The sequence below is a fragment of the Streptomyces sp. NPDC007907 genome (genome assembly GCF_042959365.1).
Lineage (GTDB): Bacteria > Actinomycetota > Actinomycetes > Streptomycetales > Streptomycetaceae > Streptomyces > Streptomyces indiaensis.
Window position 1 is genome coordinate 105,823 of sequence record NZ_JBIBKR010000011.1, and the last position, 23,717, is coordinate 129,539.

Here is a 23,717-nt window from a genome sequence, read left to right on the forward strand (position 1 = left end):
TTACAACGGCTCTACCAGGCCTCGGTACCCTCTCACCGGTGACTGAAGCCGCGCCCTTACCCACAAGGGCCCCATCCGAAATTCAGCGAGGAGCGAACCGCGTGACCGCCGAGACGTCCGTGCCGTCCACAGCTCTGCTGGCAGGAGCTGACCGGGACGGATCCAACTACACCGCGCGGCACCTGCTCGTCCTCGAGGGGCTCGAGGCCGTGCGCAAGCGCCCGGGCATGTACATCGGGTCGACCGACAGCCGTGGTCTGATGCACTGCGTCTGGGAGATCATCGACAACTCCGTCGACGAGGCCCTGGGCGGGTACTGCGACCACATCGAGGTGATCCTTCAGGACGACGGGTCGGTCGAGGTCCGGGACAACGGCCGGGGCATCCCGATCGACGTCGAGCCCAAGACCGGCCTCTCCGGTGTCGAGGTCGTCATGACCAAGCTGCACGCCGGCGGCAAGTTCGGAGGCGGGTCCTACGCCGCCTCCGGCGGTCTGCACGGCGTCGGCGCCTCCGTGGTGAACGCCCTGTCCGCCCGGCTCGACGTCGAGGTGGACCGCGGCGGGCACACCCACGCGATCAGCTTCCGGCGCGGCGTGCCCGGCGCCTTCGCGGGGAACGGCCCGGACGCCAAGTTCGAGGCCAAGGGCGGCCTGCGCAAGGCCAAGAAGATCCCGAAGACCCGCACCGGCACGCGCGTGCGGTACTGGGCCGACCGCCAGATCTTCCTCAAGGACGCCAAGCTCAACCTGGAGACGCTGCACCAGCGCGCCCGCCAGACGGCCTTCCTGGTGCCCGGCCTGACCATCGTCGTGCGCGACGAGTACGGGCTCGGCGAGGGCGGCAGCAAGGGCGAGGAGTCCTTCCGCTTCGATGGCGGCATCAGCGAGTTCTGCGAGTACCTGGCGAACGACAAGCCGGTCTGCGACGTGCTCCGCTTCTCCGGGCAGGGCACCTTCAAAGAGACCGTCCCCGTCCTGGACGACCACGGCCAGATGACGCCCACCGAGGTCACCCGCGAGCTGGGCGTCGACATCGCGCTGCGGTGGGGGACGGGCTACGACACGACGCTCCGGTCGTTCGTGAACATCATCGCCACCCCCAAGGGCGGCACCCACGTCGCCGGCTTCGAGCAGGCCGTCGCCAAGACGATGAACGAGGTGCTGCGCACCAAGAAGCTGCTGCGCGTCGCCGAGGACGACATCGTCAAGGACGACGCCCTGGAGGGCCTGACCGCGGTCGTCACCGTGCGCCTCGCCGAGCCCCAGTTCGAGGGCCAGACCAAGGAGGTCCTCGGCACCTCGGCGGCCCGCCGCATCGTGAACAACGTGGTCACGAAGGAGCTCAAGGCGTTCCTCACGTCCACGAAGCGGGACGCCGCGCAGCAGGCCCGGGTCGTGCTGGAGAAGGCCGTCGCGGCCGCGCGCACGCGCATCGCGGCCCGGCAGCACAAGGACGCGCAGCGCCGCAAGACGGCCCTGGAGTCCTCCTCGCTGCCGGCCAAGCTGGCCGACTGCCGCAGTGACGACGTGGACCGCAGCGAGCTGTTCATCGTCGAGGGAGACTCCGCGCTCGGTACGGCGAAGCTCGCCCGGAACTCCGAGTTCCAGGCGCTGCTGCCGATCCGTGGCAAGATCCTCAACGTTCAGAAGTCGTCCGTGACGGACATGCTGAAGAACGTCGAGTGCGGCGCGATCATCCAGGTCATAGGAGCCGGCTCGGGCCGGACCTTCGACATCGACACCGCCCGCTACGGCAAGATCATCATGATGACCGACGCCGACGTCGACGGTTCGCACATCCGCACCCTGCTGCTGACGCTGTTCCACCGCTACATGCGGCCCATGGTCGAGGCCGGCCGGGTCTTCGCTGCAGTGCCGCCGCTGCACCGCATCGAGATCGTCCAGCCGAAGAAGGGCCAGGACAAGTACGTCTACACGTACTCCGACCGCGAACTGCGCGACAAGCTCATGGAGTTCCAGAGCAAGGGCATCCGCTACAAGGACTCGATCCAGCGCTACAAGGGCCTCGGTGAGATGGACGCCGACCAGCTGGCCGAGACGACGATGGACCCGCGCCACCGCACCCTGCGCCGGATCAACCTCTCCGACCTGGAGGCCGCCGAGCAGGTCTTCGACCTGTTGATGGGCAACGACGTGGCGCCGCGCAAGGAGTTCATCTCCAACTCGGCGGCGACGCTGGACCGCTCGCGGATCGACGCGTAGCCGCTGCGGCGGTTCCAACCGGGTCCTACGGGGTCGGCACGTCGGCCGGGTCGCTCCCCGCGGCGACTCGGTGTGTCTGACATCCGGTTACCGGCCTGAAGGGCCGCAGCTCCGCCGAGTCGGCGTGAGGCCGGGGCCCAGGCGATCATGTCTCGGGACACCCTCGCCGTCTGGCCGCGAGACGCGTCTCTCCACCCCCGGGTGGAGAGACGCCCGGCCGGGATTCAACCCGTGATCCCCCCAGGCTCCGATCCCGTGGCCTGGCGACTTCCGTAGCGTCATAGGCATCGGCGGCGCTCGCCGCCGACACCCTCTCCCGCTCACGGAGCTTGTGATGTCCGGGCTCGTCGACGCGTTGGTAATCGTGCTCGTCGCCGTCGTGGTGATAGCCGGGCAGTTCCGTGCGCGCCGGATATTCAGAGACGCCTGCCGGAGCGTCTCACCGAGCCGGAGACCAAGCCGGTCGCGCATCCCGAGCCGCCGGACGGGCTCACCGCCCGGGAGACGGAGGTGCTCGTCCTCATCGCCGAGGGGCTCAGCAACCCGGAGATCGCCCGCAGGCTGCACGTCTCCACGGCGACGGTGAACACCCACATCAACAACCTCTTCACCAAGACCGGGCTCAAGGACCGTGCGCAGGCCGTGCGATACGCCTACGGGAAGGGACTTGTGCGGCCACCAGCGGTTTAGTCACCTGATGGGGTGAAATGAGGTGGGAAGAAGAGTCGGGGATCTTCCCGTTCTGTCCATCCTTGGGCATGCAGCAGAGCAAGGGCCTTCCCCGCGGCGGCGGAACGGACCAGGAGAGTCCGGCCGACACCTTCGACGGTCAGGACCCGGTCCCGGCCGAGGAGACCGGTCAGTTCAGGTACGACGATCCCTGGTACGACGCGCTCGCCTCCGGCTGGGGCGAGTCGGCCGAGGACGGGGAGCATGCCCATGCGCTGATCCCGCCCGCGCGCGGGGAGAGCGGAACGGGGCCCGCGGCGGCCGACGTGTATCTGGAAGTGCAGCGCAGTGCGGCCTTTCAGGAGGTGCGGCGGCGCTACCGGAGGTTCGTGGTGCCGGCGTTCGTTGCCTTCTTCGCCTGGTACGTGGGCTACGTCGTGGCTGCCACGACCGTGCCGGAGTTGATGGCGCGGCCCGTCGCGGGGGCGGTGAACGTGGCGATGGTGGCGGGGCTGGGGCAGTTCCTGTCGACGTTCCTGCTCACCTGGGCGTATGCACGGCACGCGCGGCTGCGCAGGGACCGGGCGGCGCTCCAACTGCGGTGGGACACGCAGGAACTGACGCGTGGCGTGGGCGGTGGCCGGCCGTGACGGGGGAACACCAGACACTCGCGCTGCTGCTCTTCAGCGCGTTCATCGCGGTCACGCTGGGGATCACCACCTGGGTCAGCCGCAACAGGCGCGGTTCGGCTGAGGAGTTCTACGCCGGGGGGCGGCTCTTCTCGCCGATGGAGAATGGTTTTGCCATCGCGGGCGACTACATGTCGGCCGCGTCCTTCCTGGGCGTCACCGGACTCATCGCGCTGTTCGGCTACGACGGGCTGCTGTATGTCGTGGGGTTCCTCGTGGCCTGGCTCGTGGTGCTGTTCCTGGTCGCCGAACTGGTCCGCAACTGCGGCCGGTTCACCCTCGCTGACGTCGTGGCGTCACGGATGAGGGAGCGGCCGGTGCGGATCGCGGTGGGATCCGCCTCGGTCACGGTGTCCGTTCTGTACCTGGTGGCGCAGATGGTCGGCGCGGGGAGCCTGGTGGCGCTGCTGCTCGGCGGTACGAGCGACGCGGCGCGGTCCTGGACCGTCATCGGCGTGGGGGCGCTCATGGTGATCTACGTGTCGCTGGGCGGGATGCGGGCGACCACATGGATCCAGATCGTCAAGGCCGTCCTGCTGCTCGGGGGCACCGTCGCGCTGACGGTGCTCGTCCTGATGCGGTTCCACGGCGACGTGGACCGGCTGCTGCTCACCGCGGCCGAGCGCAGCGGCCACGGCGAGGCGTTCCTGGCACCGGGGCTGAAGTACGGCGGGGACTGGACCGCCCGCTTCGACTTCGTCAGTCTGGGCCTGGCGCTGGTGCTGGGTACGGCGGGGCTGCCGCACATCCTGTCCCGCTTCTACACCGTGCCCACCGCGCGTGCCGCCCGCCGCTCGGTCGTCTGGGCCGTCGCGCTCATCGGCGGTTTCTACCTCATGACGATCGTGCTCGGGTTCGGTGCGGCCGCCGTCCTCGGGCCGGACGCGGTGCGCGGGTCGAACGCGGCCGGAAACACGGCGGTTCCGCTGCTGGCGCTTGACCTGGGAGGTGGTGCGGGATCCACCGGGGGGACGGTGCTGTTCGCGATCGTCGCCGCGATCGCCTTCGCGACGATCCTCGCCGTGGTCGCCGGCATCACGCTCGCGTCCTCGGCGTCCGTGGCCCACGACCTGCACGCCTCCCTGCGGCGCAGGGGCAGGAAACCGCGCAGCGAGGTGGCGGTGGCCCGGATGGCGGCCGTCGGCGTCGGCGTGGTGGCGATCGCGCTCGGTCTGCTGGCGCAGGACCTCAATGTGGCGTTCCTGGTGGGCCTGGCCTTCGCCGTCGCCGCGTCGGCGAACCTGCCGGTGCTGCTGTACTCCCTGTTCTGGCGGGGCTTCACCACACGGGGCGCCGTGTGGGCCGTCTACGGCGGTCTCGTCCCGGCCGTGGTGCTCGTGGTGCTGTCCCCGGTGGTCTCCGGCGGCCCGGACTCGCTCTTCCCCGGCCTCGACTTCCAGTACTTCCCGTTGCAGAACCCGGGCCTGGTCTCGATACCTCTCGGCTTCCTCGCGGGCTGGCTGGGGACGGTCACCTCGGCGGAGGTCGCGGACGAGGCCAAGCACGCGGAGACCGAGGTGCGGTCGCTCACGGGCGCGGGGGCGGCGTAGGGAGGTGCGTTCGGTGAGGACCCCGGCCACCGAGAGCGCCGGGCTGCCGTCCTAACCGCGGGTCGCCCACACGTAACGGTGTTCCGGGCGGCCCGCGTCGCCGTACTTGAGGGTGAGCCGGGCCCGTCCCGTGCGCTCCAGGAGCTTCAGATAGCGCTGGGCGGTCTGCCGGCTCACCCCGGTCCGCTCGGCGATTTCCAGGGCGGACAGAGGCCCCTCCGCATGCATCAGGGACTGGCGGACCAGCTCCGCGGTGGTGGGGGAGTGGCCTTTGGGCAGGTCCGGCTCCGAGGGCGCCGACAGCGCGCCGAAGATGCGGTCCACCTCGGCCTGTTCCGCCTCCCCGCCGCCGTCGAGGGTGCGGCGCAGTTCCGCGTAGGCCTCCAGCTTGCCGCGCAGACCGGCGAAGGCGAACGGTTTGACCAGGTACTGCAGAGCGCCGTGCCGCATCGCCGCCTGGACGGTGGAGACGTCCCGGGCCGCCGTCACCATGATCACGTCGGTCTGGTCGCCGCGTCGCCGCATCTCCTGGACGACCTCGAGCCCCGTGGCATCCGGCAGGTAGTGGTCCAGGAGCACCAGGTCCAGTCGCGGCAGCGTCTCCAGCCGATGCAGCGCTTCCGCGGCGCTGTGGGCCTCACCGGCGACATGGAAGCCCGGCACCTTCTCCACGTAGGCGGCGTTGACCCGCGCGACTCTCACGTCGTCGTCCACGACCAGGACCTCGATCATCACGACTCCTTCTCGGCGGTCTGCGGAGCCGGCGGCACGGTCAGGACGGTCGGTTCCGGGCCGGACTCGGACAGCGCCTCGGGCAGGACGACGGTGAACTCCGCGCCGCCGCCGTGTGCTTCGCCGACGGTCGCGCTGCCACCCTGCCGTTCGGCCAGCCTGCGCACCAGGGAGAGTCCGATGCCCCGCTCGCGGTGAGCCGGCGGCTTCTTCGTAGACCATCCCGTCGTGAAGATCAACTCCCGGTGCTCCGGCGGGATCCCCGGCCCGGTGTCCCGCACCCGGAGGATCACCGTGCGCTCCTCGGCGCGCAGCTCGACCTCCACGCGTGCGTGCGGCTCGCCGGCCACGGCGTCGAGGGCGTTGTCCACCAGGTTCCCCACGACCGTGACGAGCCCCTGCGGGTCGACCAGCCGGTCGGGCAGCCGGGTCCGGTCCGACACCCCCAGGGCGACGCCCCGCTCGGCCGCGACGGTCGCCTTGCCGACCAGCAGGGCGGCGAGCAACGGGTCCTCGATCCGCTCGGTGACCTGTTCCGCGGTGGCCCGGTGGTCACCGACCACCTCGCCGACGAACTCGACGGCATCGTCGTACATCTCGAGTTCGAGCAGCCCCAGAAGCGTGTGCATGCGGTTGGCGTGCTCGTGGTCCTGGGCGCGCAGGGCGTCGATCAGACCGCGGGTGGAGTCCAGCTCGCGGCCCAACTGCTCCAGCTCGGTGCGGTCGCGCAGCGTGGCCACGGCACCGCCGTCGTCGGTGGGCATGCGGTTGGCGACCAGCACCCGCTGGCCGCGCACGGTGAGCAGATCCGTACCGGTGACCCGTCCGGCCAGCACATCGGCCGTACGGCCGGTGCCGAGCGCCTCGTCGGGAGACCGGCCCACCGCCTCCTCGATGCCCAGCAGGCGCTGTGCCTCGTCGTTCACGAGGCGGATGCGGCCGGTGCGGTCCAGGGCGACGACGCCCTCACGGATGCCGTGCAGCATCGCCTCCCGTTCGGACAGGAGCGCCGCGATGTCCGAGAAGGCCAGGTCCCTGGTCTGCCGATGGACCCGCCGTGAGATGACCCACGCGGCCAGCGCGCCCACGGCCAGGGCACCGCCAGCGTACGCCAGCAATCCCGGGATGGCGTGGATCAGGCGGGCCCGGACACTGTCGTAGGCGATGCCGACCGAGACCGCGCCGATGACGCTGCCGTCACTGGCGCGCAGCGGCACCTTGCCCCGGGCGGAGCGGCCGAGGGTGCCGCTGTCGATCTCCATGACCTGTTTGCCGGCCAGCGCCTGGCCGGGGTCGGTGGAGACGATGCCGCCGATCTGCCGCGGGTCGGTGTGCGACCAGCGCACACCTCGCCAGTCCATCACGACGATGTACTCGGCCTGGGTGGCCTTGCGGATCCGCTCGGCCTCCCGCTGGACCGGGCCGTTCGGCGAGGGCGGGGTGTCCCGCAGGTCCTGGGCGAGGTCGGGCAGTTGCGCGGTCGTCTGCGCGATCGCGAGCGCGCGGCGCATGGCCTGGTCGTCCAGCTGGTTGCTCAGGGGCGCGAGGAACAGCCCGGTGGCCAGCACCGCCACTCCCGCAGCGATCACCACCTGCATCAGCAGCACCTGTGAGAAGACCCTCCTGGGCAGGCCGAGGCGCAGGCGGCGTGCGGGGGGAGTGCGGCTCATACCCACGACCGTACGTGCGGACGGCTATCCGCCCTAGACGGGTGTGGCGTGGATCTCCAGATCAATGTGGGCCGGCAGGCGGGCGTCAAGGCGGTCACCCCGTGACGTCATGCTGGACGCACGGCGTCAATGATTGATCACGGCGTCCGTACCGGGCAGCGCCCGGCCCCGCAGCCCTCCCGCTCCCGGTGGGGCCCGGTGGTCAGCCGGCCAGTGCCGTCGCGAGTCGCAGCTCGCGCACCGCCACCACGTCCATCCGGGCGGGCGAGCCGAGGACGGACGCCCCGCAGCTCTCCGGGCGGGGCGGCAGGCCCGCGCTCTGCGCCACGTCGACCAGCCAGCGGCGTCCGTCGGTATGGGCGACGGTCACCTCCCAGCGTGGGGCCACGCCGGCCGTCCGGACGACGCTCAGTGCCTCCGCGGTGAATTCCCCGGTCCTGGTGCGTACGGCGAGCTCGGCAGCCTGGCCGGGCCGGTCCCAGGCCGAGCTGCCCCGGCACCCCTCCACGACGATCCGCCCCTCCCGGGCGCCCTGCAAAACCTCCTTGAGGGAGTGGGCCTCGGCCCGGCCGTACGCGTATCCGTAAGGCAGCACGAGCGCCGTGGGGGAGAAGCGGTGACCACCCAGATGGGTGACCTCCCAGACGCCCTCTGCGCCTGACGTCGCCAGTTCGGCCGCGAGGGGACGGCCGAGGAGGGCACAGCAGCGGTCACGCTTGCCGTTGGTGCAGACGAGGGCCAGCGGGCCGCCCTCGTGCGGCCGGCCGCCGAGCAGCGTGTCGAAGGTGCGGTGGTCGCCCCGGCCGAGCGCCGCGAAGTCGAGATCGAGCAGCTGCCCGGGGTCGGAGGTCGAGGCGCTGTGCAGCCACACGTTTCCCGGGACCACGTGCGCCACGTACACCCGGCGCGTGGCGGGCATGCGGCGGTCCGCGTGGCGCCCGGGGCGGCGGATGAGCGCGATCCGCACGCCCGTGTCCTTGGCGGCCGACTCCAGGGCACGCCCCAGGGCGGGGTCCAGGTGGCTCGAGGTGAGCGCCTTGGCACCCCACGGACCGGGCTGTTCCAGCAACAGCCAGGTCCTCGCGGTGGCCGCGGTTCCCGAGACGGGCTCGTCGAAGTCCCGGGAGACGCTTGAGCACGTACTCACAGAGGTGAGCCTAACCTGACTTGGGTCGTGGCGGCCGCCGGCCCCGGCCTGCTCTACTCCGGCAGTGGCTGAGGAGGCTTCGGACCTGCGTAAAGACCGCTCGGCCGCATCCGCAGCGGGCGTTCGCCGTACTCCTCCAGGGCGTGGGCGATCCAGCCCGCCGTGCGGGCCACGGCGAAGATCGTCTCGCCGGCGGTCGGGGCCATGCCGCAGGACGCGGTGAGCACGGCGAGCGCCAGGTCCACGTTGGCGTGCAGAGGGGTGTGGCGGGCGGTGGTCTCCACGATGTCGCGGGCGGCGAGGAGTGCCGGTTCCGCGCGGGGGATCCGTTCCAGAAGGGCGAACAGGGCACGCGCGCGGGGGTCCTCGCCCGGGTACAGCCGGTGTCCGAGGCCGGGGATACGGCGTCCGGCGCGCAGCTCGTCCGCGATCACGGGTGCCGCGTCGCCCTGTTCCAGGACGTCCTGCAGCAGCCGGTGGGCGAGCCCGCTGGCCGCGCCGTGCAGCGGGCCCTCGATCACCCCCAGCCCCGCGGAGACAGCCGCGTAGGCATGGGCGCGAGCCGACGCGGCGACCCGCACCGCGAGGGTGGAGGCGGCCAGGTCGTGGTCGACGAGCAGGGCGAGCGCGGCGTCCAGGGCGCGCAGGGAAGCCTCGTCGGGGTCCTTGCGCATCGAGAGCCTGCTCCACAGGCGATGGGCAACAGGTCCCTCGTCGAGGCGGTGGCGCCCCGCCGGGGGCAGCGCGTCGACGAGCGTGGGGATGAGGGCGCGCGCGGTGCCGAGAACGGCGTCCTCCGACAGATCGAACCGCAGGGGGTCGGCAGTGGCGGCGGCGATCGTCGCCACCCGCAACTGGTCGGTGGGGGAGGCGTGTTCGGGCAGTGCGTCGACGGCGCGGCGGGCGACGGCGACGGAGGCCGCGGGCGCGGTGAACGTGCTGCCCGGGAGCATGCGCCCCGTCCACAGCCACTCGGCGACCTCCTCGTAGGTGTGCCGCGTGGCCAGGTCGACCGCGTCCACACCGCGGAAGAAGTAGCGGTCGCTCTCGATGAGGGTGATGCGGGTGCGTACGGACAGTTCACCGCCGGAACCGCACCCACCCGCGCCCTCCCGCCTGTTGCGCCGGGCGAGGGCCTCGACCTCCGTGGCGTCGAAGGTGCTGCCGCGCCCGCCGCTCACCCGTCGGCTGCTGAGCTGGCCGCGGCTCACGTACGCGTACACGGTCTCCGGCTTCACGCCGAGCAGCTCGGCGGCCTCCTTGGTGCTCAGCCGTCCCTCCGCGCCGAACGGGGCGGGTTCTTCATCGCGCATGGGGGTCACCGTATCCGTCCAGCGAATCATTGACTCGTATATTGATTGAATCAATATTGACAGGCATTGAGTCAAGCATGGACAGTCAAATCAAGTCCAGGGAGGAACTCATGTCCGACAACAGGTCAGCCGCCACTCTTCTCGAAGTGCCTCGGGGCCTCGCCGGAGTCGTGGTCACCGACACCCGCATCGGTGACGTCCGCGGTCTGGAGGGCTTCTACCACTACCGGCAGTACTCAGCCGTCGACCTCGCGCGCACCCGCTGCTTCGAGGACGTCTGGCATCTGCTCGTGCACGGTGAGCTGCCGGACGCCGGCCGTGGGGCGGCCTTCGCGGCCGAGACCGCCGCTCTGCGCGGACTGCCCGACGAGGTGCGAGCGGCGCTGCCCGCCATCGCGGCGGCCGGCGGACGTTCCGGGCCACTGGCCGGGATGCGTACGGCCCTGTCGCTGCTGGGCGCGGCGAAGGGGTTCCGCCCGGTGTACGACCTCGACGCCGACCGGCGCCGGCAGGACACCATCGAGGCGTCCGCGGCCGTACCCACGCTGCTCACGGCGCTGCACCGGCTGGGCAGGGGTCTGAAACCGCTGGAGCCGCGCGAGGACCTGTCCTACGCGGCGAACTACCTGTACATGTTGACCGGCTCGGTGCCCGCCGAGCCGCAGGCACGGGCGATCGAGCGATACCTGATCTCAACCATTGATCACGGATTCAATGCGTCGACGTTCACGGCCCGGGTCATCGCCTCGACGGGAGCGGACGTGGCGGCATGCCTGGCCGGGGCGGTGGCGGCGCTGTCGGGCCCGTTGCACGGGGGCGCGCCCAGCAGGGCGCTGGACACCCTCGACGCCATCGGCACACCGGACCGCATCGAGCCCTGGGTACGCCGGCGGGTGCTCGCCGGTGAACGCATCATGGGATTCGGTCACGCGGTCTACCGCACGGAGGACCCGCGGTCACGGATGCTGCGCGAGGTCGCCCAGGGGTTCGGCGGGCCGAGGGTGGACTTCGCCGTCGAGGTCGAGCGTCGCATCGAGGCCGTCCTGGCGGAGCTCAAGCCCGGCAGGGAACTGCACACCAACGTCGAGTACTACGCGGGCGTGGTCATGGAACTCTGCGGCCTGCCCCGCGAGATGTTCACCCCGACCTTCGCCGCCGGGCGGGCGGTGGGCTGGAGCGCGAACATCCTGGAGCAGGCGGAGGACTCGAAGATCATCAGGCCGGCGGCACGGTACGTGGGGCCGACGGCGCCGGTGCCGGTGCCCGCCTGAGACGCCCGTACCCGGGTGACCTCACCGCCGGGACGAACGCACACACCCCTGCGGCGCGTGGCGCTTGCCGCGCTCCTCGGGGTGCGCTGCTGACAGTCGTTCACTTCGGCGTGGATCTCACGGCTCGTATTCTGGGGCGGCATCCCCATCCCCCCTGTGTGCCGGGAACGCGAGCCGGTGCACGCGTCGGCGCGAGAAAGGTCCACGGTGAGCCAGCCGAGCCCGCACCCGCAGCAGATCCCGGTCGTCGTCCTGGCGGGATTCCTCGGTTCGGGGAAGACCACTCTGCTCAACCACCTCCTGCACCGCAGCGGTGGCAGCCGTATCGGTGCCATCGTCAACGACTTCGGGGCGATCGAGATCGACGCGATGGCCGTGGCGGGAGCACTCGGCGACTCGACCGTCTCCCTCGGCAACGGCTGTCTGTGCTGCGCCGTCGACGCGAGCGAACTCGACCAGTACCTGGAGCGGCTCGCGGAGCCCTCCCTCGGCATCGACGTCATCGTCATCGAGGCCAGTGGTCTCGCCGAGCCGCAGGAACTCGTGCGGATGCTGCTGGCCAGCGAGCATCCGGGGGTCGTCTACGGCGGGCTCGTCGAGGTCGTCGACGCCGCCGAGTTCGACGACACCCGGAGCCGGCACCCCGAGATCGACCGGCACCTCGCGCTGGCCGACCTCGTCGTGGTCAACAAGCTCGACCGGGCGGAGGACGGCGAGCGTGTTCTCGGGCTGGTCCGGTCCCTCGTCGACCGTGCCGCCGTCGTCCCGGCCACCTACGGCCGGATCGACCCCGAGTTCCTCTTCGACTGCCGGCCGAGCGAGGAGCGCATCGGCCAGCTGTCCTTCGACGACCTGCACGACCACGGCACCGACGGGAGCGAGGACCGCGCGGGCGGGGACCACACGAGCGAGGACCACACCGGGCATCTGCACACCGCCTACGACAGCCTGTCGTTCGTCTCGCCCGAGCCCCTCGACCCGCGCCGGCTGATGACGTTCCTCGACAGCCGGCCCGAGGGGCTGTACCGGATCAAGGGCTATGTCGATTTCGGGCCGTACGACCTCCGCAACCGCTACGCCGTCCACGCCGTCGGGCGCTTCCTGCGCTTCTACCCCGAGCCCTGGCCGGCCGGCGACGAGCACCTCACCCGGCTCGTCCTCATCGGCTCCGGCATCGACACCACCGCTCTCCGCAAGGAACTGGAGGCGTGCAAGACCGACGCCCCACACGCCGACGAGCACGGCATGTGGGGCGTCCTGCGGTACGTGCGCCATCCCGAGGAGGACGGCGCCGACCCGGCCTGGTCCGACCCGGCCTAGACGGGCCCGGCCACGACCGCCACCGTCTTCGCCAGGGACACCCCCGAGCCGTCGCGGCGCGGGTCGATCTCCGGGAGCTCGGCCGGCGTGCCGTTCTTCTGCGCCGCCAGGGCCGGGGCAGGGCCCGCCCAGGCCAGGGACAAGCAGTCCTCGCCCTTCAGGAACCGCTGGCAGCGGACACCTCCGGTGGCGCGGCCCTTGCGCGGGTACTGGTCGAACGGGGTCAGCTTGGCCGTCGTCTGGACGGAGTCGTCCAGCGTGCCCCGCGAGCCCGCGACGGTGAAGACGACGGCGTCCACGGCAGGGTCCACCGCCGTGAACGAGATGACCTTCGCGCCCTCGGCGAGCTTGACGCCCGCCACACCGCCGGCCGGACGGCCCTGCGGGCGGACCTGGGCCGCCTGGAAGCGCAGCAGCTGTGCGTCGTCGGTGATGAAGACCAGGTCCTCCTCGCCGGTGCGCAGCTCGACCGCGCCGACGATCCGGTCGCCCTCCTTGAGGGTGATCACCTCGAGCTCATCCTTGTTGGCCGGATAGTCCGGCACCACGCGCTTGACGACGCCCTGAGCCGTGCCCAGCGCCAGGCCCGGCGACGATTCGTCGAGCGTGGTCAGGCAGACCACCGTCTCGTCGTCCTCCAGGGAGACGAACTCCGCCAGCGGGGCGCCGCCCGCGAGGTTCGGTGACGGCAGCGACTCCGGAAGCTGGGGCAGGTCGATCACGTTCAGCCGCAGCAGCCTGCCCGCGGAGGTGACCGCGCCCACCTCGCCGCGGGCCGTGGCGGGCACCGCCGAGACGATCACGTCGTGCTTCACGCGCTTGGCGGCGGCGTCCTGTGCGAACGGCTCGCCGTTCGCCGTGCGGGCCAGCAGACCGGTGGAGGACAGCAGCACCCGGCACGGGTCGTCGGCCACCTGCAGCGGTACGGCCGCCACCGGGGCACCGCCCGACTCCAGCAGGACCGTACGCCGGTCGGTGCCGAACTTCTTGGCGACCGTGGCCAGTTCGGAGGAGACCAGCTTGCGCAGCTCCACGTCCGAGTCGAGGATGCGGGTCAGCTCCTCGATCTCCGCGGTGAGCCGGTCCTTCTCGGCCTCCAGCTCGATGCGGTCGTACTTGGTCAGACGCCGCAGCGGCGTGTCCAGGATGTACTGCGTCTGCACCTCACTCAGGGAGAACTGCTCCATCAGGCGCTGCTTGGCCTGTGCGGAGTTCTCACTGGAGCGGATCAGGCGGATGACCTCGTCGATGTCGAGCAGGGCCGTCAGCAGGCCCTCGACCAGGTGCAGCCGGTCGCGCTTCTTGCCGCGGCGGAACTCCGAGCGCCGCCGGACGACGGTGAAGCGGTGGTCGAGGTAGACCTCCAAAAGCTCCTTCAGGCCCAGCGTGAGCGGCTGGCCGTCGACCAGGGCCACGTTGTTGATGCCGAAGGACTCCTCCATCGGCGTCAGCTTGTAGAGCTGCTCCAGGACCGCCTCGGGCACGAAGCCGTTCTTGATCTCGATCACCAGGCGCAGGCCGTGCTCGCGGTCGGTGAGGTCCTTGACGTCGGCGATGCCTTGGAGCTTCTTCGAACCGACCAGGTCCTTGATCTTGGCGACGACCTTCTCGGGGCCGACCGTGAACGGCAGCTCCGTGACGACGAGACCCTTGCGGCGGGCCGTCACGGGCTCCACCGACACCGTCGCCCGGATCTTGAAGCTGCCGCGGCCGGACTCGTAGGCGTCCCGGATGCCGGAGAGGCCGACGATGCGGCCGCCCGTCGGCAGGTCGGGGCCCGGGACGTGCTTCATCAGCGCGTCGAGATCCGCGTTGGGGTGCCTGATCAGGTGGCGGGCGGCGGCGATGACCTCGCGCAGGTTGTGCGGCGCCATGTTCGTGGCCATGCCGACCGCGATGCCCGAGGCGCCGTTGACCAGGAGGTTCGGGAAGGCGGCGGGCAGGGCGACCGGCTCCTGCTCCTGGCCGTCGTAGTTGGGGTTGAAGTCGACGGTGTCCTCGTCGATGGACTCCGTCATCAGACTCGTGGCCTCGGCCATCCGGCACTCGGTGTACCGCATGGCGGCCGGCGGGTCGTCGTTGCCCAGCGAGCCGAAGTTCCCGTGGCCGTCGACCAGCGGGACCCGCATCGAGAAGGGCTGGGCCATGCGCACGAGGGCGTCGTAGATCGACGCGTCGCCGTGCGGATGCAGCTTGCCCATCACCTCGCCGACCACGCGGGCGCACTTGACGTACCCCCGCTCGGGGCGCAGGCCCATCTCGCTCATCTGGTAGACGATGCGGCGGTGCACCGGCTTGAGGCCGTCGCGTGCGTCCGGCAGGGCGCGGGAGTAGATGACCGAGTACGCGTACTCGAGGAAGGAGCCCTGCATCTCGTCGACGACGTCGATGTCGAGGATCCGCTCCTCGTACGAGTCGTCGGGCGGCGGGGTCTTCGTGCTGCGGCGGGCCATCGCTGCCGGCTCCTTCTGTTTCCTGGTCGCTCGCCTACGGGCACTGATGCCGGTGCTGAGAGGCCGATCGTGCTCAACTCCTCGGGCCTCCGCGCGCTCGCCCTCTCCTCACCGGCGCGCCCTTCGGCTCGCTCATGCTGAAGCGTGAACGAGAACTGACGCCGACCATTGTGGACCGCCGCACTGACAACCGGGACCGCGACCCGGTCCGGGGCACATCCCGTACCGCGGGACAAGGTCGCCGCCGGGAACTTCACCAGGGCTCCGCACGCTTGCATACAGTGGCAGGACCGGCAGAAAACCGCGGTCTGAACAACCGCTCAGCGATCGAGGGGACGTACATGCCCATGGGTCACACGGCCACAGCCCAGGCAGGCTCCGGGGGCCTGACAGCGACCGAGCACCGCCTGGCCAACGGCCTGCGCGTGGTGCTCTCCGAGGACCACCTGACCCCGGTCGCGGCGGTGTGCCTCTGGTACGACGTCGGCTCACGCCATGAAGTCAAGGGGCGTACCGGCCTGGCTCACCTTTTCGAGCACCTGATGTTCCAGGGCTCCGCCCAGGTCAAGGGCAACGGTCATTTCGAGCTCGTCCAGGGTGCGGGCGGCTCGCTGAACGGCACGACCAGCTTCGAGCGGACCAACTACTTCGAGACCATGCCCGCCCACGAGCTGGAGCTCGCCCTCTGGCTCGAGGCCGACCGCATGGGCTCGCTGCTGACCGCGCTCGACGACGAGTCGATGGAGAACCAGCGCGACGTCGTCAAGAACGAGCGCCGCCAGCGCTACGACAACGTCCCCTACGGCACCGCCTTCGAGAAGCTGACCGCCCTCATGTACCCGGAGGGTCACCCGTACCACCACACGCCGATCGGCTCGATGGCCGACCTGGACGCGGCGACGCTGGAGGACGCGCGCGCCTTCTTCCGCACCTACTACGCGCCGAACAACGCCGTACTCTCCGTGGTCGGCGACATCGACCCGGAGCAGACCCTCGCCTGGGTCGAGAAGTACTTTGGCTCCATCCCCGGCCACGACGGCAAGCCCGCCCCCCGCGACGGCTCGCTGCCGGAGACCATCGGCGAGCAGCTGCGCGAGGTCGTCGAGGAGGAGGTCCCGGCCCGTGCCCTGATGGCCGCCTACCGGCTGCCGCACGACGGCACGCGCGCGTGCGACGCGGTCGACCTGGCCCTCACCGTCCTCGGCGGCGGCGAGTCCTCCCGCCTCTACAACCGGCTCGTGCGCCGCGACCGTACGGCCGTGGCGGCCGGCTTCGGCCTGCTGCGGCTCGCCGGGGCGCCCTCCCTGGGCTGGCTCGACGTGAAGACGTCCGGTGACGTGGAGGTTCCGGTCATCGAGACCGCCATCGACGAGGAGCTCGCCCGGTTCGCCGAGGAGGGCCCCACGGCCGAGGAGATGGAGCGCGCCCAGGCCCAGTTGGAGCGCGAGTGGCTGGACCGGCTCGGCACGGTCGCGGGCCGCGCCGACGAACTGTGCCGGTACGCCGTGCTGTTCGGCGACCCACAGCTGGCCCTGACCGCCGTCCAGCGCGTGCTGGAGATCACGCCGGAGGAGGTCCAGGAGGTGGCCAAGGCCCGCCTGCGGCCCGACAACCGTGCGGTCCTCGTCTACGAGCCGACCGCCCCCGAAACCCCCGCCGACCAGGACGAGAACGAGGAGGCGGCCCGGTGACCGAGCTCGCCACGATGGACTTCCACCCCCGGCCGCAGGCGGGCGACGCCAAGCCGTGGGCCTTCCCCGCCCCCGAGCGCGGCGCGCTCGACAACGGCCTGACGGTGCTGCGCTGCCACCGCCCCGGCCAGCAGGTCGTCGCCGTGGAGGTGCTGCTCGACGCCCCCCTGGACGCCGAGCCCGCAGGTCTCGACGGTGTGGCCACGATCATGGCCCGGGCGTTCTCCGAGGGCACCGACAAGCACTCCGCCGAGGACTTCGCGGCCGAGCTGGAGCGCGCCGGCGCCACCCTCGACGCGCACGCCGACCACCCCGGTGTCCGGCTCAGCCTGGAGGTGCCGGCCTCCCGGCTCGCCAAGGGACTGGGGCTGATCGCCGACGCCCTCAGGGCGCCCGCGTTCGCCGACAGCGAGGTCGAGCGGCTGGTGAACAACCGTCTCGACGAGATCCCGCATGAGCTGGCCAACCCCTCGCGCCGCGCCGCGAAGGAGCTCTCCAAGGAGCTGTTCCCGGCGGACTCCCGCATGTCGCGGCCGCGGCAGGGCACCGAGGAGACCGTCGCCGCGATCGACTCCGCGGCCGTACGCGCCTTCTACGAGAAGCACGTCCGGCCCGCCACCGCCACCGCCGTGGTCGTCGGCGACCTCACCGGCATCGACCTCGACGCCCTGCTCGCGGACACGCTGGGCGCCTGGACGGGCTTCGCGGCGGAGCCGCGTCCGGTGCCGCCGGTGACCGCCGACGACACCGGCCGGGTCGTCATCGTGGACCGCCCCGGCGCCGTCCAGACGCAGCTGCTGATCGGCCGGATCGGTCCGGACCGGCACGACCGCGTGTGGCCCGCGCAGGTGCTCGGCACCTACTGCCTGGGCGGCACCCTCACCTCGCGTCTGGACCGCGTGCTGCGCGAGGAGAAGGGCTACACCTACGGCGTACGGGCGTTCGGCCAGGTCCTCAGGTCCGCCCCGGACGGCACCGGTGCCGCGATGCTCGCCATCAGCGGTTCCGTGGACACCCCCAACACCGGCCCCGCCTTGGAGGACCTCTGGACGGTGCTGCGCACCCTGGCCGCTGAGGGCCTGACCGACGCCGAGCGGGACGTCGCCGTGCAGAACCTGGTCGGCGTGGCGCCGCTGAAGTACGAAACGGCGGCCGCCGTCGCGAGCACGCTGGCCGACCAGGTCGAGCAGCACCTGCCCGACGACTACCAGGCCACGCTGTACCGGCAGCTCGCGGCGACCGGCACCGTGGAGGCCACCGCGGCGGCCGTCAGCGCCTTCCCGGTGGACCGTCTGGTGACCGTCCTCGTCGGTGACGCGGCGCAGATCAAGGCGCCTGTGGAGGCCCTCGGCATCGGCGAAGTCACCGTCGTCTCGGCGGAGTAGCGGCAGGCGCGCGCAGGGGCCCTGGTTGTCTTCGAAGGCACCAGGGCCCCCTTATGCCCGAATTGGGATGGGAGTTGCCTGTCTGCCCTGTGGGATGCGCTACAAAAGCCGGGATTCGTTTGGGAATTGAAAGCGGCGCCGCTTAGCGTCGTCCGGGCTGTTCGTCAGGCAGTGCGCCGCACCCGCGGCACCGGACAGTCATCGCCGAGTCCCCGTACGGCGCGAGCCAGGGGAGCCGGGGACCCACCGCAGTCCCTGGGGTGAATCGGACGCCCGCGCGTGCCGCGAGGGAGTCCGTAGGAGACCTTCCTGCTCCGAACCCGTCAGCTAACCCGGTAGGCGAGAGGGAAGGAAAGGACCAGCCACCACATGGCGTTCACTCGCGCCACCGGGAAGCACCGTCGTCCCAGCAGGATCCAGCGCGGCACCGCCCGCGCGGCAGGTGTGGCGGCCCTCGCCACCACCGGCGTGATCGGCACCGTGGCGGCCCCCGCGGCCTTCGCCGCCGAGCCCAGCACGGAGCAGACGGGTCTCACCCCGGTCGTCACCATGGGCGACACCGTGGCCCAGCAGATCGACGCCCAGGCCGTCGCGCAGCAGCAGGCCGCCGACGAAGCCGCCGCCAAGCAGAAGGCCGAGGAGGCCGCCCGCAAGCGGGCCGCCGAGGTGGCCGAGAAGGCCAAGGAGGCGGCCGAGAAGGCCCGCGCGGCCAAGGAGCGCGCCGCCCGCGAGGCCGAGCGCAAGCGCCTCAACGCCTTCGTGGCCCCGATCTCCGGCTCGTACGTCTCCACCGCCTACCAGGCCAGCAGCGGTCTGTGGTCCTCCGGCAGCCACACCGGCGTGGACTTCCACGCCGCCAGCGGCACCTCCGTCCACGCGGTCGGCATGGGCGAGGTCGTCGAGGCCGGGTGGGGCGGCTCCTACGGCAACAACATCGTGATCAAGATGAACGACGGCACGTACACCCAGTACGGCCACCTGTCGTCCATCGCTGTCTCGGTCGGCCAGAAGGTCACCCCCGGTCAGCAGATCGGCCTGTCCGGCGCGACCGGCAACGTCACCGGCCCGCACCTGCACTTCGAGGCCCGTACGAGCCCCGAGTACGGCTCCGACATCGACCCGGTCGCCTACCTCCGCTCGCACGGCGTCAGCCTCTGACCGGAACCTCTCCGCCGTTCCCGAAAGCCCCGGCTCCCCGAGCCGGGGCTTTCGGCGTTTGCGGGCCACCGGACTACGGCCTCCCGGATGGCCTCCCGGGCGGCCCGTGGATGTCCGCTGTCCAAAAAATATCCATGGATTCCCGCTTGCCGTCGGAAATTCCGGCTCATTGCAATAGAGTCACGGAACACACGCCGCTCGTCGGCGTTTCACGGGGATTAAGCGGAGGTCGGTCATGCGTATTCCCGCGCACTCGGTGTGCACCGCCATCCGCGACGACATCGTCGCGGGTGTCCACGCGCGCGGCAGCCGGCTCACCGAGGAACTCCTCGCCCGCCGCTACGGCGTCTCGCGGGTGCCCGTCCGGGAGGCGCTGCGCACGCTGGAGGCCGAGGGCTTCGTGGTGACCCGTCGGCACGCGGGCGCGTGCGTGGCCGAGCCCACCGAGCAGGAGGCCGCCGACCTGCTGGAGATGCGGATGCTCCTGGAGCCGCTCGGTGCGGCCCGAGCCGCCCAGCGCCGCACCGAGGCGCATCTGAAGGTCCTGCGCGGCCTGGTCCGGCTGGGCCAGGACCGGGCCCGTCGCGGCACCAGCGACGACCTGCGCTCCCTGGGCGTGTGGTTCCACGAGACGCTCGCCCAGGCCTCCGGCAGCCCCGCCCTGACCTCGATGCTCACTCAGCTCCGCCACAAGATCACGTGGATGTACGCCGTGGAGGCGCCGCTCAGCCCGGTGGAGTCCTGGGCGGAGCACGGCGCGATCGTGGACGCGGTCGCGCGCGGGGACGGCGAGCGCGCGCGGGCGGTCACAGCGCTGCACACCGAGCGCGCTACCGGGGCGCATCGCCTGCGCATCGGCTCCACCGGGGAGCGCGCCGACCGTGTGAGGAACTCGCAACATGCCGTAAACACGGCGAGCCCGCGGCATTAACACGGTGGCCGTATACAAAGAGACGGCAATTCCCGGAGTTCCTCGACGAGCGTTCCGGTGAATTAATTCCGGCTGCGCGGGTGCGGAAAACACTTCTCCCTGGCGGCCCGGCAATGGCGAAGGACTCGCCCGGTGAATTCGGACGAGCCCTTCACTGTGCGCCGGATCGGGCGCCGGGAAATCAGACGGTCTCGGGCAGTTCCTCGAGACCCTCGGCGACCAGCTTCGCCAGCCGGTCGAGGGCGGCGTCCGCGCCCTCGGCGTCGGAGGCGAGGACGATCTCCTCGCCTCCCTGTGCGCCGAGACCCAGGACGGCCAGCATCGAGGCCGCGTTGACGGGGTTGCCGTCAGCCTTGGCGATCGTCACCGGGACGCCTGCGGCCGTGGCGGCTCGGACGAAGATGGAGGCGGGGCGGGCGTGGAGGCCCTCGGCCCAGCCGACGTTGACGCGGCGCTCAGCCATGTGTTGCTGCCCTTCGGTTTTCAGGGTTGTCTAGACCAGTTTCCCATATCGTGAAGCCCACCCGGAGCGGTCCTGTCGTTCCACTCCGGAGGTGCCGTCGGATCGCGGCCTCGACCCGACTGACGCCCTCCACAGACTGCCTCGCGCCGTTGTCAGGCGCTAGCCGTACTCTGGGGCCCATGCAGACCTCGCCGGACCGGCACGAGTATCCCGCCCACTGGGAAGCCGACGTGGTGCTGCGCGACGGAGGCACCGCGCGCATCCGGCCCATCACCGTTGATGACGCCGATCGCCTGGTCAGCTTCTATGAGCAGGTCTCCGACGAGTCGAAGTACTACCGCTTCTTCGCGCCGTACCCTCGCCTGTCCGCCAAGGACGTCCACCGCTTCACGCACCACGACTTTGTGGACCGGGTGGGACTCGCGGCCACGGTCGGCGGCGAGTTCATCGCCACCGTACGCTACGACCGGATCGGCGCAGACGGAACGCCCGCGTCCGCACCCGCCGACGAGGCCGAGGTCGCCTTCCTCGTGCAGGACGCCCACCAGGGGCGCGGGGTCGCCTCCGCCCTGCTCGAACACATCGGAGCCGTCGCCCGCGAGCGTGGCATCCGCCGCTTCGCCGCCGAGGTGCTGCCCGCCAACACCAAGATGATCAAGGTGTTCACGGACGCCGGCTACACGCAGAAGCGCAGCTTCGAGGACGGCGTCGTCCGTCTGGAGTTCGACCTCGAACCCACCGACCGCTCCCTCGCCGTGCAGTACGCGCGCGAACACCGCGCCGAGGCGCGCTCCGTGCAGCGGCTGCTGGCCCCCGGCTCGGTCGCCGTCATCGGCGCCGGCCGCGCACCGGGCGGCGTGGGCCGCAGCGTTCTCGGGAACATCCGGGACGCCGGGTACACGGGCCGCCTGTACGCGGTGAACAAGGCCCTCCCCGAGGGGCACAAGGAGCTCGACGGCGTGCCCGCCCACCGTTCGGTGCGGGACATCGACGGCCCGGTCGACCTCGCGGTCGTCGCCGTCCCCGCCGAGCACGTCCCCGAGGTCGTCACCGAGTGCGGCGAACACGGCGTGCAGGGGCTGGTCGTGGTGTCCGCCGGGTACGCCGAGAGCGGCCCCGAGGGGCGCGAACGCCAGCGCGCCCTGGTGCGGCACGCGCGTACGTACGGCATGCGGATCATCGGCCCGAACGCCTTCGGCATCATCAACACCTCCCCGGAGGTACGCCTCAACGCCTCCCTCGCCCCCGAGGTACCGCGCCCGGGCCGGATCGGTCTGTTCGCCCAGTCCGGCGCCATCGGCATCGCCCTGCTGTCCCGGCTGCACCGGCGCGGCGGCGGCGTCACGGGCGTCACCGGCGTCTCCACCTTCGTCTCCTCCGGCAACCGCGCCGACGTCTCCGGCAACGATGTCCTGCAGTACTGGTACGAGGACCCCGACACCGACGTCGTCCTCATGTACCTGGAGTCCATCGGCAACCCCCGCAAGTTCACCCGTCTCGCCCGCCGGACGGCCGCCGCCAAGCCCCTGGTCGTCGTCCAGGGCGCGCGGCACGGCGCCGCTCCCCAGGGGCACGCCGTACGGGCGACCCGGCTCGCGCACGCGACCGTGTCGGCGCTGCTGCGGCAGGCCGGTGTCATCCGCGTCGACACCATCACCGAGCTGGTCGACGCGGGCCTGCTCCTCGCCCGCCAGCCCCTGCCCGCCGGGCCCAGGGTGGCGATCCTCGGCAACTCCGAGTCACTCGGCCTGCTGACGTACGACGCGTGCCTGGCCGAGGGCCTCAGGCCGCACCCTCCGCAGGACCTGACCACGGCGGCCTCCGCGGCCGACTTCCACACGGCCCTGTCCCACGCGCTGGCCGACGACCGGTGCGACGCCGTCGTCGTCACCGCCATACCGGCGGTGGGGGAGGGCTCGGTCGGCGACGCGGCCCTCGCGCAGGCCCTGCGCTCGGCATCGGCGGCGGCTCCCGACAAGCCGGTCCTGGTGGTCCACGTGGAGCTCGGCGGCCTCGCGGAGGCCCTGTCGGCGGCGGCCAGCACCGCACCGCAGGCCGCGGCGGAGGGCGACGACGTCCCCCGCCCGGCACACTCCGGGCGACGCCCCCCGGCCCCCGAGGTGCAGGTCGACGCCGAGGCCACCGAGGACACCCGCCTCATCCCCGCCTACCCCGCCGCCGAGCGCGCCGTACGGGCACTCGGCCAGGCCGTCGCGTACGCGCAGTGGCGGCGCGAGGCCGCCGACCCCGGCAAGGTGCCCGAGTACGACGACATCAACGAAAAGGGAGCCGCCGCCCTGATCGAAGGCCTGCTCGCGCGCGGGCAGGGACTCACCCTCGGCACGGACGAGACCTGCGACCTCCTCGGCCACTACGGCGTGCAGGTCCACCGCGCCCTGCCCGCCCCCACCCCCGACGACGCCGTGGAAGCCGCCCGCACCCTCGGCTATCCCGTCGCCCTCAAGGCCACCGCCCCGCACCTCAGGCACCGGGCCGACCTGGGCGGCGTCCGCCTCGATCTCGCGGACGAGGACCAACTGCGCCGCGCGTACACCGAGTTGACCGAGCTGTTCGGTGCGCCCGAGGAGCTGCGGCCGGTGGTGCAGCGGATGGCACCGCGCGGCGTGGACGTCGTCGTCCGCGCCGTCATCGACCCCGCGGCCGGAGCGGTGCTCTCCTTCGGGCTGGCCGGAGCCGCCTCGCAACTGCTCGGTGACACGGCCCACCGGCTGATCCCCGTCACCGACCGGGAGGCCACCTCGCTGGTGCGCTCGATCCGCACCGCCCCGCTGCTGTTCGGCTGGCGCGGCTCCGCACCGGCCGACACACGGGCCCTGGAGGAGCTGCTGCTGCGGGTGTCCCGGCTGGTCGACGACCACCCCGAGGTCGTCGCGGTCACCCTGGAGCCCGTCGTCGTCGCCTCGCACGGCCTGAGCGTCCTCGGCGCCTCGGTCCGCCTCGCACCCCCTCCCGCCCGCGACGACCTCGGCCCCCGGACGCTCCCCGCGTACTGACGGCAGGCGAGCTGTCCCTCGCAGTCAGTGGTCCCC

At 71.5% G+C, this 23,717-nt stretch carries 16 protein-coding genes, 1 pseudogene and 1 riboswitch; of the genes and pseudogenes, 11 read left to right on the forward strand and 6 right to left on the reverse strand.

Going from position 1 to position 23,717, the window contains the following annotated elements; translation table 11 throughout:
• The first annotated feature begins 101 nt into the window (after window positions 1–101).
• The 4 genes and pseudogenes from ACFZDI_RS35435 (at window position 102) to ACFZDI_RS35450 (ending at window position 5,133) form a co-directional block, all read left to right on the forward strand.
• Complete coding sequence (locus ACFZDI_RS35435) at window positions 102–2,225, forward strand: DNA topoisomerase IV subunit B (protein WP_361118595.1); 2,124 nt, start codon at window positions 102–104, stop codon at window positions 2,223–2,225.
• Between the two features lie 405 nt (window positions 2,226–2,630).
• Window positions 2,631–2,915, forward strand: a pseudogene (locus tag ACFZDI_RS35440) (response regulator transcription factor); the annotation flags it as partial.
• Between the two features lie 68 nt (window positions 2,916–2,983).
• Entirely contained in the window at window positions 2,984–3,544 is a 561-nt protein-coding gene (locus ACFZDI_RS35445; protein ID WP_391256584.1) for a DUF485 domain-containing protein, read from the forward strand.
• Entirely contained in the window at window positions 3,541–5,133 is a 1,593-nt protein-coding gene (locus ACFZDI_RS35450; protein WP_391256587.1) for a cation acetate symporter, read from the forward strand. The genes ACFZDI_RS35445 and ACFZDI_RS35450 overlap by 4 nt, the downstream gene beginning before the upstream one ends.
• 51 nt (window positions 5,134–5,184) lie before the next feature.
• On the opposite strand, the gene ACFZDI_RS35455 is transcribed toward ACFZDI_RS35450, so the two are convergent.
• The 4 genes from ACFZDI_RS35455 to ACFZDI_RS35470 form a co-directional block, all read right to left on the reverse strand.
• A complete protein-coding gene (locus tag ACFZDI_RS35455; protein WP_234846544.1) occupies window positions 5,185–5,865 on the reverse strand; it encodes a response regulator in 681 nt (226 codons plus the stop codon).
• Complete coding sequence (locus tag ACFZDI_RS35460; RefSeq protein WP_391256589.1) at window positions 5,865–7,535, reverse strand: ATP-binding protein; 1,671 nt, start codon at window positions 7,533–7,535, stop codon at window positions 5,865–5,867. The genes ACFZDI_RS35455 and ACFZDI_RS35460 overlap by 1 nt, the downstream gene beginning before the upstream one ends.
• A gap of 202 nt (window positions 7,536–7,737) precedes the next feature.
• Window positions 7,738–8,682, reverse strand: a complete 945-nt coding sequence (locus tag ACFZDI_RS35465; RefSeq protein WP_391256592.1) for a sucrase ferredoxin — start codon at window positions 8,680–8,682, stop codon at window positions 7,738–7,740.
• A gap of 53 nt (window positions 8,683–8,735) precedes the next feature.
• Entirely contained in the window at window positions 8,736–9,995 is a 1,260-nt protein-coding gene (locus tag ACFZDI_RS35470; protein ID WP_391256594.1) for a citrate/2-methylcitrate synthase, read from the reverse strand.
• 110 nt (window positions 9,996–10,105) lie between these two features.
• Here ACFZDI_RS35470 and ACFZDI_RS35475 point away from each other — a divergent pair, with 110 nt between their 5' ends.
• Both ACFZDI_RS35475 and ACFZDI_RS35480 read left to right on the forward strand, forming a co-directional pair.
• Window positions 10,106–11,266: a citrate synthase gene (locus ACFZDI_RS35475; RefSeq protein WP_391256596.1), complete on the forward strand. Its 1,161-nt coding sequence runs from the start codon at window positions 10,106–10,108 to the stop codon at window positions 11,264–11,266.
• Window positions 11,267–11,473: 207 nt separating this feature from the next.
• Window positions 11,474–12,586, forward strand: a complete 1,113-nt coding sequence (locus tag ACFZDI_RS35480; RefSeq protein WP_234846539.1) for a GTP-binding protein — start codon at window positions 11,474–11,476, stop codon at window positions 12,584–12,586.
• On the opposite strand, the gene ACFZDI_RS35485 is transcribed toward ACFZDI_RS35480, so the two are convergent.
• Window positions 12,583–15,039, reverse strand: coding sequence for a DNA topoisomerase (ATP-hydrolyzing) (locus ACFZDI_RS35485; RefSeq protein ID WP_391256599.1), 2,457 nt, complete (start codon window positions 15,037–15,039; stop codon window positions 12,583–12,585). The two genes, ACFZDI_RS35480 and ACFZDI_RS35485, sit on opposite strands and share 4 nt — an antisense overlap.
• 347 nt (window positions 15,040–15,386) lie before the next feature.
• Here ACFZDI_RS35485 and ACFZDI_RS35490 point away from each other — a divergent pair, with 347 nt between their 5' ends.
• From ACFZDI_RS35490 to ACFZDI_RS35505, 4 genes are all read left to right on the forward strand, one after another.
• Entirely contained in the window at window positions 15,387–16,730 is a 1,344-nt protein-coding gene (locus ACFZDI_RS35490) for a pitrilysin family protein (protein ID WP_361118768.1), read from the forward strand.
• Window positions 16,727–18,115, forward strand: coding sequence for an insulinase family protein (locus tag ACFZDI_RS35495; RefSeq protein ID WP_391256602.1), 1,389 nt, complete (start codon window positions 16,727–16,729; stop codon window positions 18,113–18,115). Before ACFZDI_RS35490 ends, ACFZDI_RS35495 begins: the two co-directional genes overlap by 4 nt.
• Window positions 18,116–18,307: 192 nt before the next feature.
• A riboswitch (cyclic di-AMP (ydaO/yuaA leader) is annotated at window positions 18,308–18,472 on the forward strand.
• Window positions 18,473–18,484: 12 nt separating this feature from the next.
• Window positions 18,485–19,273, forward strand: a complete 789-nt coding sequence (locus ACFZDI_RS35500) for a M23 family metallopeptidase (protein WP_234846536.1) — start codon at window positions 18,485–18,487, stop codon at window positions 19,271–19,273.
• Between the two features lie 235 nt (window positions 19,274–19,508).
• The gene (locus tag ACFZDI_RS35505; protein ID WP_234846535.1) at window positions 19,509–20,204 is read left to right on the forward strand and encodes a GntR family transcriptional regulator; all 696 of its coding nucleotides are present in this window, start codon (window positions 19,509–19,511) and stop codon (window positions 20,202–20,204) included.
• Window positions 20,205–20,385: 181 nt separating this feature from the next.
• Here ACFZDI_RS35505 and ACFZDI_RS35510 read toward each other — a convergent pair whose 3' ends face one another.
• Window positions 20,386–20,667, reverse strand: a complete 282-nt coding sequence (locus ACFZDI_RS35510) for an HPr family phosphocarrier protein (RefSeq protein ID WP_030021209.1) — start codon at window positions 20,665–20,667, stop codon at window positions 20,386–20,388.
• 179 nt (window positions 20,668–20,846) lie between these two features.
• On the opposite strand from ACFZDI_RS35510, the gene ACFZDI_RS35515 reads away from it, so the two are divergent.
• On the forward strand, window positions 20,847–23,681 hold the full coding sequence (locus tag ACFZDI_RS35515; protein ID WP_391256605.1) for a GNAT family N-acetyltransferase: 2,835 nt from the start codon (window positions 20,847–20,849) through the stop codon (window positions 23,679–23,681).
• Window positions 23,682–23,717 lie beyond the last annotated feature (36 nt).

What these genes read in the sequence shown, in the direction of transcription:
- ACFZDI_RS35455 (WP_234846544.1), bottom strand. Translation starts at nt 5,865, where the DNA reads ATGATCGAGGTCCTGGTCGTGGACGACGACGTGAGAGTCGCGCGGGTC.
- ACFZDI_RS35515 (WP_391256605.1), top strand. Translation starts at nt 20,847, where the DNA reads ATGCAGACCTCGCCGGACCGGCACGAGTATCCCGCCCACTGGGAAGCC.
- ACFZDI_RS35510 (WP_030021209.1), bottom strand. Translation starts at nt 20,667, where the DNA reads ATGGCTGAGCGCCGCGTCAACGTCGGCTGGGCCGAGGGCCTCCACGCC.
- ACFZDI_RS35500 (WP_234846536.1), top strand. Translation starts at nt 18,485, where the DNA reads ATGGCGTTCACTCGCGCCACCGGGAAGCACCGTCGTCCCAGCAGGATC.
- ACFZDI_RS35460 (WP_391256589.1), bottom strand. Translation starts at nt 7,535, where the DNA reads ATGAGCCGCACTCCCCCCGCACGCCGCCTGCGCCTCGGCCTGCCCAGG.
- ACFZDI_RS35475 (WP_391256596.1), top strand. Translation starts at nt 10,106, where the DNA reads ATGTCCGACAACAGGTCAGCCGCCACTCTTCTCGAAGTGCCTCGGGGC.
- ACFZDI_RS35490 (WP_361118768.1), top strand. Translation starts at nt 15,387, where the DNA reads ATGGGTCACACGGCCACAGCCCAGGCAGGCTCCGGGGGCCTGACAGCG.
- ACFZDI_RS35505 (WP_234846535.1), top strand. Translation starts at nt 19,509, where the DNA reads ATGCGTATTCCCGCGCACTCGGTGTGCACCGCCATCCGCGACGACATC.
- ACFZDI_RS35445 (WP_391256584.1), top strand. Translation starts at nt 2,984, where the DNA reads ATGCAGCAGAGCAAGGGCCTTCCCCGCGGCGGCGGAACGGACCAGGAG.
- ACFZDI_RS35470 (WP_391256594.1), bottom strand. Translation starts at nt 9,995, where the DNA reads ATGCGCGATGAAGAACCCGCCCCGTTCGGCGCGGAGGGACGGCTGAGC.
- ACFZDI_RS35485 (WP_391256599.1), bottom strand. Translation starts at nt 15,039, where the DNA reads ATGGCCCGCCGCAGCACGAAGACCCCGCCGCCCGACGACTCGTACGAG.